Source organism: Streptococcus sp. SK140 (assembly GCF_000259525.1).
GTDB lineage: Bacteria > Bacillota > Bacilli > Lactobacillales > Streptococcaceae > Streptococcus.
On sequence record NZ_AJML01000039.1, the window covers coordinates 1 to 12,231 of the forward strand.

Here is a 12,231-nt window from a genome sequence, read left to right on the forward strand (position 1 = left end):
GGTAACAAAATGTACCATGTCCCCAAGTCTGGAGGGACTGTTTTTTTACTGGTAAAAAGTAAATCCCAAATTGTCATATGTTCTCCTTAACTTATTCGAATCGGTAAATGTCTCCATCTTGTTTGCCGACTAAAAACCAATGCTGTTCTTGCTTCTATTTTCAACCATTATATCGAATTAAAATCCTTTTTTCAATTTCTACTTCTTTTCAACTTGGCTGGTCTCCCAGGAATTTCAATTCCTGCAGGATTTGCTCAAGGACTACCTGTCGGTCTGTCCTAAGTATTCAGAAGAGACTATCTACCAAGCTACTACTGCTTTTGAAGCAACAACAGACTACCCTCTTTGAAATCTCTGATGAGTGGATCGAAGAAATGCGCACTGAGTTGCCAGAGTTTCCAAAAGAACGCCGTACTCGCTACGCCTCTCAACTCGGATTATCAGACTACGATGCTAGGTCAGTTGACTGCTAACAAAGTCACCTCTGACTTCTTTGAGAAAGCTGTTGCCCTTGGCGGTGATGCTAAGCAAGTCTCTAACTGGCTCCAAGGTGAAGTCGCTCAGTTCTTGAATGCTGAAGGTAAGACGCTTGAAGAAATCGAGTTGATTCCAGAAAACTTGGTAGAAATGATCGCTATCATCGAAGACGGCACTATTTCATCTAAGATTGCCAAGAAAGTCTTTGTCCACCTTGCTAAAAACGGTGGAGGTGCTCGTGAATACGTTGAAAAAGCCGGTTTAGTTCAAATTTCAGATCCAGATGTTTTGATTCCAATCATCCATCAAGTCTTTGTCGATAACGAAGCTGCTGTCGCAGACTTCAAGTCAGGAAAACGGAATGCAGACAAGTCCTTTACTTGTTTTCTCATGAAAGCAACTAAAGGACAAGCCAACCCACAAGTCGCCCTTAAGCTACTTGCCCAAGAATTGGCTAAGTTGAAAGAAGAGTAATATGTAAAAGAAACCAGCCTTGAGGTTGGGGTTTTTCTTGACAAATTAATAGAAAGCGTTTACAATATTACGTGTAAAGTTTCCGAAAAAGAAAACTAAAAATCGCAACAATAAGGAGTTATTCATATGGCTACAATGAAAGCTGCTCGCTGGCATGGCAAAAAGGACGTTCGTATCGAAGAAGTAGAAGTCCCTAAAGTACAACCTCATCAAGTAAAGGTAGCGGTCAAATTCACGGGAATCTGTGGGACAGACTTGCATGAATACTTGGATGGACCAATCTTCATTCCAACGGAAGAGCATGTTTATTCTGGTCAAAAAGCACCCGTTACCCTCGGTCACGAGTTTGCTGGAGAAATTGTTGAGGTTGGAAGCGATGTGACTCGTGTCAAAGTCGGTGATCGTGTGACAATCGAGCCAATTTTGGCAAAACACAACTTAATTGGTGATTACAACCTTGATACAAATTTGAACTTCGTCGGTCTTGCGGCAGATGGTGGATTTGCTAAATACTGTGTCCTAGATGGAGATTTAGTCCATGTGATTCCAGATAGCTTGAGCTATGAGCAAGCAGCGCTTACAGAACCTGCTGCTGTAGCCGTTTATGCAGTTCGTCAATCTGCTATTAAGGCCGGAGATACAGCTGTTATCTTTGGTTTGGGGCCTATCGGTCTCTTGATTGTGGAAGCTCTTCGTGCAGCTGGTGCTTCTAAGATTTATGCCGTTGAATTATCACCAGAACGCCAAGCCAAAGCAGAGGAATTGGGGGCTATCGTTGTACGTCCACAGGATGGAGAAACAGTTGTTGAAGCTGTACACCGTTTGACAAATGGTGGTGCAGACGTTTCTTATGAAGTAACTGGTGTACCAGTAGTTTTGGGGCAAGCTCTAGCCGCAGTACATAAGGCAGGTGAGTGTATGGTTGTCTCTATCTGGGAACGAGAAGCAAATATCAATCCAAATGAATTTGCTATTCAAGAAAAGACACTGAAAGGAATTATTGCTTATCGTCATATCTTCCCTAAAGTATTAGAATTGATGGAACAAGGTTACTTCTCTGCTGAAAAACTGGTTACTAAGAAAATTAAATTGGAAAATATCGTGGAAGACGGCTTTATCGAATTAACTCAAGACAAGTCACAAATCAAGATTTTGGTAGAACCAGAATAAAAAATCAATCTTTTTAAGACAATACAATCAGGTCGGAGCAAGGTCGCTTCGGCCTTTTGAAATGTAATACTCTGCCATGCGACTATGGTAAAAAGGGAGAGCCTCAGACAGGGGCAGGCGTGCCGAAATATACCAAGCGTTGATAATCAGTAATTGAATCAATTGACCCCAATACCAAAAATCTCGATAGCGCTTAGATGAGGCATAACGAATTGATAGAGCAGCTATGACTAGCAAAGAAGTAGGTAACAAAATGTACCATGTCCCCAAGTCTGGAGGGACTGTTTTTTTACTGGTAAAAAGTAAATCCCAAATTGTCATATGTTCTCCTTAACTTATTCGAATCGGTAAATGTCTCCATCTTGTTTGCCGACTAAAAACCAATGCTGTTCTTGCTTCTATTTTCAACCATTATATCGAATTAAAATCCTTTTTCAATTTCTACTTCTTTTCAACTTGACTTACCTTATTTATAGGAAAATATGGTAAAATAGAACAGATAAATAATCATCATTTCACGAAAGGATGCAAGATGAAAATTACGCAAGAAGAGGTAACACACGTTGCCAATCTTTCAAAATTAAAATTCTCAGAAGAAGAAACTACTGAGTTTGCGACAACCTTGTCTAAGATTGTTGATATGGTCGAATTGCTCGGCGAAGTCGACACTACTGGTGTCGAACCAACGACTACCATGGCAGATCGCAAGACCGTTCTTCGCCCAGACGTAGCCGAAGAGGGAACTGACCGTGATCGCTTATTTAAAAATGTACCTGAAAAAGACAATTACTATATCAAGGTACCAGCTATCCTGGACGATGGAGGAGATGCCTAATGACTTTTAACAATAAAACGATTGAAGAGTTGCATAATCTCCTTGTATCTAAGGAAATTTCTGCAACCGAACTAACGCAAGCAACGCTTGAAGATATCAAGGCGCGTGAAGAAGCTATCAATGCCTTTGTCACTATCGCTGAAGATCAAGCTCTTGCTCAAGCTAAAGCTATTGACGAAACTGGAATTGACGCTGACAATGTCCTTTCAGGAATTCCGCTAGCAGTTAAGGATAATATCTCTACAGACGGCATCCTCACAACTGCAGCCTCAAAAATGCTTTATAACTACGAGCCAATCTTTGATGCGACAGCTGTTGCCAATGCAAAATCTAAGGGCATGATCGTTGTTGGGAAAACCAACATGGACGAGTTTGCCATGGGTGGTTCTGGTGAAACATCTTACTACGGTGCAACTAAAAATGCCTGGGACCACAGCAAGGTTCCCGGTGGATCATCTAGTGGTTCCGCAGCTTCTGTAGCTTCAGGACAAGTCCGTTTGTCTCTTGGTTCTGATACAGGTGGATCCATCCGCCAACCGGCTGCCTTCAACGGGATTGTCGGTCTCAAACCAACCTACGGAACAGTTTCACGTTTCGGTCTGATTGCCTTTGGTAGCTCATTAGACCAGATTGGTCCTTTTGCTCCTACCGTTAAGGAAAATGCGCTCTTGCTCAATGCTATTGCTAGCGAAGATGCAAAAGACTCTACTTCTGCTCCTGTCCGCATTGCCGACTTTACTTCAAAAATCGGTCAAGACATCAAGGGAATGAAAATTGCTTTGCCTAAGGAATACCTTGGTGAAGGGATTGCCCCAGAGGTTAAGGAAACCATTCTGAATGCTGCTAAACACTTTGAAAAACTTGGTGCAGTTGTAGAAGAAGTTAGCCTTCCTCACTCTAAATACGGTGTGGCAGTCTACTACATCATCGCTTCATCTGAAGCTTCATCAAACTTGCAACGTTTTGACGGTATCCGCTATGGTTTCCGTGCTGAAGACGCTAAGAACTTGGACGAGATTTACGTTAACACTCGTAGCCAAGGATTCGGTGACGAAGTCAAACGTCGGATCATGCTTGGTACTTTCAGTCTTTCATCAGGTTACTACGATGCTTATTATAAGAAGGCTGGTCAAGTTCGTACCCTCATCATCCAAGATTTTGAAAAAGTCTTTGCGGATTACGACCTCATCCTTGGCCCAACAGCTCCAAGCGTGGCCTTTGACTTGGATTCGCTCAACCACGATCCAGTTGCTATGTACTTGGCGGATCTCTTGACCATCCCAGTCAACTTGGCAGGTCTCCCAGGAATTTCAATTCCTGCAGGATTTGCTCAAGGTCTACCTGTCGGTCTACAATTGATTGGTCCTAAATACTCAGAAGAGACTATCTACCAAGCTGCTGCTGCTTTTGAAGCAACAACAGACTACCACAAACAACAACCCGTGATTTTTGGAGGTGATAACTAATGAACTTTGAAACAGTCATTGGACTTGAAGTCCACGTAGAGCTCAACACCAATTCAAAAATCTTCTCACCTACTTCTGCCCACTTTGGAAATGACCAAAATGCCAATACAAACGTGATTGACTGGTCTTTCCCAGGTGTTCTGCCAGTTCTCAATAAGGGTGTAGTCGATGCTGGTATCAAGGCAGCTCTTGCCCTCAACATGGACATCCACAAGAAGATGCACTTTGACCGCAAGAACTACTTCTATCCTGATAATCCTAAAGCCTATCAAATTTCTCAATTTGATGAGCCAATCGGTTATAACGGCTGGATTGAAGTGGAGCTAGAAGACAGTACAACTAAGAAAATCGGTATTGAGCGTGCCCATTTGGAAGAAGATGCTGGTAAAAATACTCACGGAACAGATGGTTTCTCTTATGTCGACCTTAATCGTCAAGGGGTGCCATTGATTGAGATTGTATCTGAAGCCGACATGCGTTCTCCTGAAGAAGCTTATGCATATCTAACAGCCCTCAAGGAAGTGATCCAATATGCTGGTATTTCCGACGTTAAGATGGAAGAAGGTTCCATGCGTGTGGATGCCAACATCTCCCTTCGTCCTTATGGTCAAGAGAAATTTGGTACCAAGACTGAGTTGAAAAACCTTAACTCCTTCTCAAACGTGCGTAAGGGTCTTGAATACGAAGTGCAACGTCAGGCTGAAATCCTTCGTTCAGGTGGTCAAATCCGCCAAGAAACACGTCGTTACGATGAAGCTAATAAAGCAACTATCCTCATGCGTGTCAAGGAAGGTGCTGCAGACTACCGCTACTTCCCAGAACCAGACCTACCACTCTTTGAAATCTCAGATGAGTGGATTGAGGAAATGCGCACTGAATTGCCAGAGTTTCCAAAAGAACGCCGTGCTCGCTATGTCTCTCAACTCGGATTATCAGACTACGATGCTAGCCAGTTGACTGCCAATAAAGTCACTTCTGATTTCTTTGAAAAAGCTGTCGCCCTCGGTGGTGATGCTAAACAAGTTTCTAACTGGCTCCAAGGTGAAGTCGCTCAATTCTTGAACGCCGAAGGTAAGACACTGGAACAAATCGAATTGACACCAGAAAACTTGGTTGAAATGATTGCCATCATCGAAGACGGTACTATTTCGTCTAAGATTGCCAAGAAAGTCTTTGTTCACCTAGCTAAAAATGGTGGTGGAGCACGTGAATACGTGGAAAAAGCTGGTTTAGTTCAAATCTCAGATCCTGATGTTTTGATTCCAATTATTCATCAAGTCTTTGCGGATAACGAAGCCGCTGTTGCCGACTTCAAATCAGGAAAACGTAACGCTGACAAGGCCTTCACAGGATTCCTCATGAAAGCAACCAAAGGCCAAGCCAACCCGCAAGTCGCCCTTAAACTACTTGCCCAAGAATTGGCTAAGTTGAAAAACGATCAATAATCAATCTCAATATAACTGTCACAAGTTGATGAAGTCAGTCATTGCTTGATGCCTTGCACTTTGTACTCACATAGTTAGGAGACATATGAAAAAGTTATATACTCTTCTCGCCACTTGTTTATTGTTGTTCTTCTTCACACCATTTAACTCAATTGATGCTGGCGTTGGCCATTCGCGAAGTGGTAGCTCTAGCCGAAGCAGTTCAAGAAGTAGCAGCCGCAGTAGCTCAAGTCGCAGCTCCTCTTATAAAAGTAGCTATCGCTCTGGAAGTAGCTCCTCTAGTTCAGGTGGTTCTTTAGGTACTGGTATGAACATGCTTATCATGTTTGGTGTTGGAGGTTTCTTACTCTACATGTTCATCAAATATCTAAGCGACCAGAATTCATCTTCTGGCAAGTCTTACGGTAGTTCAACTGGATATAATCCACCTAGCCATCGCCGAGTAGAACACAACACACTAGCTGTTAATCGTGTCAAATATGGTGATCCAAACTTTGATGCTGATGCCTTCGCTTCATGGGTTAAAGAAGTCTATATTCAGTTGCAGGCAGCCTGGACTAAAAAGGATTGGAATTTGGTTCGCTCTCTCGAAAGTACTAGTCTCTATTCCCAACATAGTACACAACTCGAAGATCATATTCGGGCAAAAACAACCAATGTTTTAGAAAAAGTCTATGTTGAAAATATCCGCATCAAAGATTTCTATGAAAATCCTGATGGAAATGATACTTTAGTGGTTATCCTTTCATCTACACTCAGAGACTATGTTATCGATGATAAGACTCGTAAGGTTATCGAAGGAGACCCTCAACAAGATCTATTTACAGTTTATCAAATGAACTTCATCCGCAAACATGGTAGCCAAACCGAAAACAATGTTCAAGATGAAGCTGTTAGCGACCACTGTCCAAACTGTGGTGCACCACTTAAAATCTCAGCTATTAGCCAATGTGAATACTGCGGAGCTGATCTCACACGTAGTCCAAACCAATGGGTACTCGATACCTACGATGTTGTGGATGAAGACGAACTTTATAATTAGGAGGAAATTATGGGATTTATTCGTGCCGCCCTATCTTCAGGGCTTAATAGTTTCAACGATAGCAAATTTAAAGAAGCTATCGTACTTCCAAATAACCTAACAGCCGATGCTTTGGCCATTAAAGGCCAACTTCTTTCAAAAGATCCAGATGGCAAATCTAGACAAAGCAATCAAAACACTGGACTACTAACAGATGGTAGTGTCGTTATTGTTCCTCAAGGCTATGTCGCTATTCTAGTGAACAACGGTACCTTCCTTGGAGACGTCTTAGAAGCTGGTAGCCACGAATGGCGTTCTGGAGACAATGCTTGGCTTCTTGAAAAAGGTGGCCTAAAGGGTACTTGGGAAAATTTCAAAAACCGCTTCTCATTTGGTGGTCAAGTCATTACCCAACAAGAAATCATCTTTATTCGTATGCAACCCGTTGCCGGAAATAAATTCGGTACACAAAATGCTGTAGAATACTTCAGTGAACGTTATCAACAATTACTTAACATCCGCTTCTACGGTTTGTTTGATATCAAAGTTGCTGATCCAGTCCTATTCTACGTCAGCTCCATCAGTCAACAAATTGAAGACCATAAAGCCTTTACATTACAAAATGTAGCTCAAGGAACACTTCGACAAAATATCGCACCAAAGATTGCTATTGCAATTGCTAAGTTTACCAATGAAAACAAGGTAGATATCTATAGCCTTAATGCCAATCAAGATACTTTCAATGAGCTAGCAAAACAAGAAGTTAACAAGGTATGGTCTGGACTTTATGGGATTGAAACAACTAACATTCTACTTGAAGATTTGAGCTATGATCAAGAAAGCTTAGATATTGTCCGTAAGCTTGATAGCGAGCTTGTCGCTATGAAGTACAATACGATCGAGATTGAAGAACGTCGTGCTCGTAATGAAGCTCTCATCGCTGCTGCTAACAATGAAGGCAATGGCAATGGTATGAACATGATTATGGGAATGAATCTAGGACAAACACTTGGCAATCAACTCAACCAACAAGCCCAAACTCAAGCACCTGTTCAAAATAACGGGCAAACTGCAAGCAAGAACTTTTACATCGAGGTAGACGGTAAGTATGTTCTCGTAACCAAAGATGAAGAAGGAAATATCGTACCAGTCAACTAATTCAAGCTCATCTGATATTTGAGAATTATTGCATTTTATGGTACAATAAAGAGTAAACTATTTATTAAAGAGGTAAAAACATGATTGAAGCAAGTAAACTAAAGGCTGGTATGACTTTTGAAACAGCTGAAGGAAAATTGATCCGCGTTTTGGAAGCTAGCCACCACAAACCAGGTAAAGGAAACACTATCATGCGTATGAAATTGCGTGATGTCCGCACTGGTTCAACTTTTGAAACAAGCTACCGCCCAGAAGAAAAATTTGAGCAAGCGATCATCGAAACAGTTCCAGCTCAATACTTGTACAAAATGGACGACACAGCTTACTTCATGAACACAGAAACTTATGACCAATACGAAATTCCTGTTGTGAATGTTGAAAACGAATTGCTTTACATCCTTGAAAACTCAGATGTAAAAATCCAATTCTACGGAACTGAAGTAATTGGTGTGACTGTACCAACTACTGTTGAATTGACAGTTGCTGAAACACAACCATCTATTAAAGGTGCTACTGTTACAGGTTCTGGTAAACCAGCAACAATGGAAACTGGTCTTGTCGTGAACGTTCCAGATTTCATCGAAGCAGGTCAAAAATTGATTATCAACACTGCAGAAGGAACTTACGTTTCTCGCGCCTAATCTCTAGAAACTAGAAAGAGGTCATTCTATGGGAATTGAAGAACAACTTGGCGAAATCGTCATCGCCCCACGTGTACTTGAAAAAATCATTGCTATTGCAACTGCGAAAGTTGAAGGCGTACACTCTTTTTCAAACAAATCAGTATCTGACACCCTTTCAAAACTTTCTCTTGGTCGTGGCGTATATCTAAAAGAAGCAAACGATGAGCTCACAGCTGATATCTACCTCTACCTAGAGTACGGTGTCAAAGTTCCTAAGGTTGCTATGGCTATCCAGAAAGCTGTTAAGGATGCTGTCCGTAACATGGCTGATGTTGAAATCTCTGCTGTCAACATTCACGTTTCAGGTATCGTTCCAGATAAAACACCAAAACCAGAATTGAAAGACTTATTCGACGAGGACTTCCTCAATGACTAGTCCATTATTAGAATCTAGACGTGAACTACGTAAGTGTGCTTTCCAAGCCTTGATGAGTCTTGAATATGGTTCAGATCTAGAAACTGCTTGTCGCTTCGCCTACACACATGATCGCGAAGATACAGACGTACAACTTCCTAACTTCCTTGTAGAGCTCGTTTCTGGTGTCCAAGCTAAAAAGGATGATCTGGACAAACAAATCACACAACATTTGAAAACTGGTTGGACCATCGATCGTCTGACTTTGGTAGAAAAGAATTTACTACGCCTAGGAGTTTTTGAAATCACTTCATTTGATACTCCTCAACTCGTAGCTGTTAACGAAGCTATTGAACTTGCTAAGAGCTTTTCAGATCAAAAGTCAGCCCGTTTCATCAATGGACTCCTCAGTCAATTTGTGACAGAAGAAGATTAAATAATATAGAAAAAGTGTTTGACAGTTATCAAACACTTTTTTCTTTGCCTTCCACTATCTAAAAAAGTGGTAATAGACATAATTATAAACAAATATCCAGATGGGCTTAGCATAAGTGAGAAAATTGAAAAAACTATGACACAGGATTGTGATTTTTAGATTCTTTGTCCAACGGTAGACAAGGGCAAAGAAAAGGCCTCCTAAACTATAAAACATCAAACTGATAGGATCGCGATGGGAAAACACCAAATGACTGATTCCAAAGATAAGGGCTGATAATATAACATCCAGATAATACTTGGAGTTTGGAAAGAAGGTATTCATAAAATACCCTCTATCAACCACCTCCTCAAATATAGGGGCAACGATGACACTCGATATAAAATGGAAACTAGTCGCTAAAAAAGTAGGTTGTCCATTAGAATATAACGTCGAAATAAGGTCTTGAAAGATATACTTGTTATTAATTAAGTGATGAAACTGTAACTGAAAAGTATTCAACAACTGACGAACAAAATAAGTAGCCACTAGAGCAAATACAAGGTAAAAGAATCTTGACTTCTTCGAGCTCTTTGTTTCAAAAATATAGAGCATCTTTTTCTTTTTCAACCAGCAGACAAACATCACTAAAAGAATTACTTCCCCAAATGCTGAAATGCTATAATAGCCATCTATCCCCCATCTTAAAAACTTAGTCAGATGCAAAACCCCTAACTCTGGTAGATAAACTGATAGAAATACCAGTAAGATAAATACTCCCAAATGCCAAAGTTTTTTCATACTCACTCCTAAAAAATTAAAATTACCTTGATGGAGGGAAAGATTAACACCCCCTATTCAGTTTATCAGTTATATACTTACCTAGCACAGCATAAAATCTATAAAAACCTAGTCTATTCTCTGGAGCACTTATAGATTATCATTCCTTATTATATAATATACATCTTTTGTTAACGACTCTCACTTCCATTTCCTCAACTGTCAATTTTTAATCCTGAAATGAATTTTTGAGAGAAACTAAAAAGCTAGAACCGTTTTTAGTTCTAGCTTTCTTTTTAATACTTTCTAAAGCGTTGATAACGTTCTTCCAAAAGTTTCTCCAACGATAATTGTTTTAATTGTTCAATTTCTGTTTGAAGTTCATTTTTTACACGAGCTAGCAGCTCTTTGGCAGAGAGACCTCTCTCTGAAATAACCTTATCTACGACTTCCATATCCAAAAGTTCATGGGAAGTGATTTTCATCAACCCAGCTGCTTCCATGGCACGCGTGCCATCTTTCCACAAGATGGAAGCAAAGCCTTCGGGACTGAGAACTGCATAGATAGAGTTTTCTAGCATCCAAACACGGTCAGCTACTGCAAGAGCTAGGGCTCCACCAGAGCCTCCTTCACCGATAATAATGGCAATAATGGGCACTTTTAGGTCGCTCATTTCAAAGAGATTGCGAGCAATGGCTTCACCTTGACCACGTTCTTCTGCGCCTACACCAGGATAGGCACCAGCAGTATTGATAAAGGTTACAATTGGACGACCAAACTTTTCTGCTTGCTTCATCAAACGAAGGGCTTTTCGATAACCTTCAGGATGAGGTTGACCAAAGTTACGGTTAAGATTATCTTGTAAACTTTTACCTTTTTGGATTCCAACAACAGTCACTGCTTGGTCTCCCAACCATCCGATACCACCAATAACAGCACCATCATCTCTGAATGAGCGATCCCCATGTAGTTCTACAAAGTCATCAAAAATTCCTGTTGCGAAGTCCAAGGCAGTTAAGCGGGTTTGTTCACGTGCTTCTCTGACGATTTTCGCTATATTCATCAACTCTCCCTCCTGTGTAGTCTTACTAATCGAGCAATAACATCTGGCAATTCTCGCCGTTTAATAATTGCATCTACAAAACCATGTTCCAGTAAAAACTCTGCTTTCTGGAAGTCTTCTGGTAGGTCTTCTCTTACTGTATTTTCAATCACACGGCGTCCAGCAAAACCAACAAGACTTTGGGGTTCTGCCAAGATGATATCCCCTTCCATAGCAAAGGAAGCTGTAACACCTCCAGTTGTTGGATCCGTAAGGATTGTCAGATAAAAGAGACCTGCATTGGAATGGCGTTTAACAGCTGCAGAGATTTTAGCCATCTGCATCAAACTCATGATTCCTTCTTGCATACGGGCACCACCAGAAGCCGTAAACAAGACGACTGGCAATTTCTCATCTGTGGCATATTCGAACAAGCGAGTGATTTTCTCACCAACAACTGTCCCCATTGACGCCATAATAAAGTTAGAATCCATGATGCCAAGGGCAACCTTCTCTCCCTTAATCAAAGCTGTTCCTGTAACAACAGCCTCATCAAGACCTGTCTTTTCACGCATCAAAGTCAATTTTTTACGATAGCCTGGAAAATTCAAAGGATCCTGAGTCTCAATCCCTTTAAACATTTCCAAAAACGTACCCATATCAATGGTTAAAGCTAAACGCTCTTGAGCTGAAATACGAAAGGTATAGCCACAGTGAGGACATATGCGCTCACTCCCCAAGTCCTTTTGGTAAATCGTATATTTGCAACCTGGACATTGGGAGAAGAGCTCATCTGGAACCTCTGGCTTGATCTGAGGTTGATTTACAGTCGAACGATTGGGATTGATTCGAATATATTTATCTTTTTTACTAAATAGAGCCATACATCCCCCTTTTCGGTCTCATAGT

At 41.0% G+C, this 12,231-nt stretch carries 12 protein-coding genes and 2 pseudogenes; 10 read left to right on the forward strand and 4 right to left on the reverse strand.

The window, feature by feature from the left end:
- Positions 1–341 precede the first annotated feature (341 nt).
- Positions 342–951 (forward strand): annotated as a pseudogene (locus HMPREF1116_RS09870) (Asp-tRNA(Asn)/Glu-tRNA(Gln) amidotransferase subunit GatB); the annotation flags it as partial.
- A gap of 126 nt (positions 952–1,077) precedes the next feature.
- Positions 1,078–2,121 (forward strand): 2,3-butanediol dehydrogenase, encoded by a 1,044-nt coding sequence (locus tag HMPREF1116_RS09875; RefSeq protein ID WP_000224427.1) that lies wholly within the window; start codon positions 1,078–1,080, stop codon positions 2,119–2,121.
- A gap of 60 nt (positions 2,122–2,181) precedes the next feature.
- Here the strand turns inward: HMPREF1116_RS09875 and HMPREF1116_RS09880 are convergent.
- Positions 2,182–2,442 (reverse strand): annotated as a pseudogene (locus HMPREF1116_RS09880) (TIGR02206 family membrane protein); the annotation flags it as partial.
- A 211-nt stretch (positions 2,443–2,653) separates the two neighbouring features.
- Between HMPREF1116_RS09880 and gatC the strand changes: the two are divergent.
- The 8 genes from gatC (at position 2,654) to nusB (ending at position 9,520) form a co-directional block, all read left to right on the forward strand.
- Complete coding sequence (gene gatC, locus HMPREF1116_RS09885) at positions 2,654–2,956, forward strand: Asp-tRNA(Asn)/Glu-tRNA(Gln) amidotransferase subunit GatC (protein ID WP_000705413.1); 303 nt, start codon at positions 2,654–2,656, stop codon at positions 2,954–2,956.
- On the forward strand, positions 2,956–4,422 hold the full coding sequence (gene gatA, locus HMPREF1116_RS09890; RefSeq protein ID WP_000143724.1) for an Asp-tRNA(Asn)/Glu-tRNA(Gln) amidotransferase subunit GatA: 1,467 nt from the start codon (positions 2,956–2,958) through the stop codon (positions 4,420–4,422). The genes gatC and gatA overlap by 1 nt, the downstream gene beginning before the upstream one ends.
- Positions 4,422–5,867: an Asp-tRNA(Asn)/Glu-tRNA(Gln) amidotransferase subunit GatB gene (gene gatB / locus HMPREF1116_RS09895; protein WP_001008675.1), complete on the forward strand. Its 1,446-nt coding sequence runs from the start codon at positions 4,422–4,424 to the stop codon at positions 5,865–5,867. The genes gatA and gatB overlap by 1 nt, the downstream gene beginning before the upstream one ends.
- A gap of 85 nt (positions 5,868–5,952) precedes the next feature.
- Complete coding sequence (locus HMPREF1116_RS09900) at positions 5,953–6,909, forward strand: zinc-ribbon domain-containing transport protein (protein ID WP_007555839.1); 957 nt, start codon at positions 5,953–5,955, stop codon at positions 6,907–6,909.
- Between the two features lie 9 nt (positions 6,910–6,918).
- A complete protein-coding gene (locus HMPREF1116_RS09905; RefSeq protein ID WP_000505822.1) occupies positions 6,919–8,046 on the forward strand; it encodes an SPFH domain-containing protein in 1,128 nt (375 codons plus the stop codon).
- A gap of 80 nt (positions 8,047–8,126) precedes the next feature.
- Positions 8,127–8,687: an elongation factor P gene (gene efp, locus HMPREF1116_RS09910; RefSeq protein ID WP_000568646.1), complete on the forward strand. Its 561-nt coding sequence runs from the start codon at positions 8,127–8,129 to the stop codon at positions 8,685–8,687.
- Positions 8,688–8,715: 28 nt separating this feature from the next.
- Positions 8,716–9,105, forward strand: a complete 390-nt coding sequence (locus HMPREF1116_RS09915) for an Asp23/Gls24 family envelope stress response protein (protein WP_000510582.1) — start codon at positions 8,716–8,718, stop codon at positions 9,103–9,105.
- Positions 9,098–9,520 (forward strand): transcription antitermination factor NusB, encoded by a 423-nt coding sequence (nusB, locus tag HMPREF1116_RS09920; RefSeq protein WP_000203647.1) that lies wholly within the window; start codon positions 9,098–9,100, stop codon positions 9,518–9,520. The genes HMPREF1116_RS09915 and nusB overlap by 8 nt, the downstream gene beginning before the upstream one ends.
- Positions 9,521–9,574: 54 nt before the next feature.
- Here the strand turns inward: nusB and HMPREF1116_RS09925 are convergent, their stop codons facing one another.
- The 3 genes from HMPREF1116_RS09925 to accD all read right to left on the reverse strand — a co-directional run bounded on the left by HMPREF1116_RS09925 (position 9,575) and on the right by accD (position 12,206).
- Positions 9,575–10,300 (reverse strand): CPBP family intramembrane glutamic endopeptidase, encoded by a 726-nt coding sequence (locus HMPREF1116_RS09925; RefSeq protein WP_000737720.1) that lies wholly within the window; start codon positions 10,298–10,300, stop codon positions 9,575–9,577.
- Positions 10,301–10,575: 275 nt separating this feature from the next.
- Positions 10,576–11,343, reverse strand: a complete 768-nt coding sequence (locus HMPREF1116_RS09930) for an acetyl-CoA carboxylase carboxyl transferase subunit alpha (RefSeq protein ID WP_001017405.1) — start codon at positions 11,341–11,343, stop codon at positions 10,576–10,578.
- Positions 11,343–12,206 (reverse strand): acetyl-CoA carboxylase, carboxyltransferase subunit beta, encoded by an 864-nt coding sequence (accD, locus tag HMPREF1116_RS09935; RefSeq protein ID WP_001173346.1) that lies wholly within the window; start codon positions 12,204–12,206, stop codon positions 11,343–11,345. The genes HMPREF1116_RS09930 and accD overlap by 1 nt, the downstream gene beginning before the upstream one ends.
- Positions 12,207–12,231 lie beyond the last annotated feature (25 nt).

What these genes read in the sequence shown, in the direction of transcription:
- HMPREF1116_RS09875 (WP_000224427.1), top strand. Translation starts at nt 1,078, where the DNA reads ATGGCTACAATGAAAGCTGCTCGCTGGCATGGCAAAAAGGACGTTCGT.
- gatC (WP_000705413.1), top strand. Translation starts at nt 2,654, where the DNA reads ATGAAAATTACGCAAGAAGAGGTAACACACGTTGCCAATCTTTCAAAA.
- gatA (WP_000143724.1), top strand. Translation starts at nt 2,956, where the DNA reads ATGACTTTTAACAATAAAACGATTGAAGAGTTGCATAATCTCCTTGTA.
- gatB (WP_001008675.1), top strand. Translation starts at nt 4,422, where the DNA reads ATGAACTTTGAAACAGTCATTGGACTTGAAGTCCACGTAGAGCTCAAC.
- HMPREF1116_RS09900 (WP_007555839.1), top strand. Translation starts at nt 5,953, where the DNA reads ATGAAAAAGTTATATACTCTTCTCGCCACTTGTTTATTGTTGTTCTTC.
- HMPREF1116_RS09905 (WP_000505822.1), top strand. Translation starts at nt 6,919, where the DNA reads ATGGGATTTATTCGTGCCGCCCTATCTTCAGGGCTTAATAGTTTCAAC.
- efp (WP_000568646.1), top strand. Translation starts at nt 8,127, where the DNA reads ATGATTGAAGCAAGTAAACTAAAGGCTGGTATGACTTTTGAAACAGCT.
- HMPREF1116_RS09915 (WP_000510582.1), top strand. Translation starts at nt 8,716, where the DNA reads ATGGGAATTGAAGAACAACTTGGCGAAATCGTCATCGCCCCACGTGTA.
- nusB (WP_000203647.1), top strand. Translation starts at nt 9,098, where the DNA reads ATGACTAGTCCATTATTAGAATCTAGACGTGAACTACGTAAGTGTGCT.
- HMPREF1116_RS09925 (WP_000737720.1), bottom strand. Translation starts at nt 10,300, where the DNA reads ATGAAAAAACTTTGGCATTTGGGAGTATTTATCTTACTGGTATTTCTA.
- HMPREF1116_RS09930 (WP_001017405.1), bottom strand. Translation starts at nt 11,343, where the DNA reads ATGAATATAGCGAAAATCGTCAGAGAAGCACGTGAACAAACCCGCTTA.
- accD (WP_001173346.1), bottom strand. Translation starts at nt 12,206, where the DNA reads ATGGCTCTATTTAGTAAAAAAGATAAATATATTCGAATCAATCCCAAT.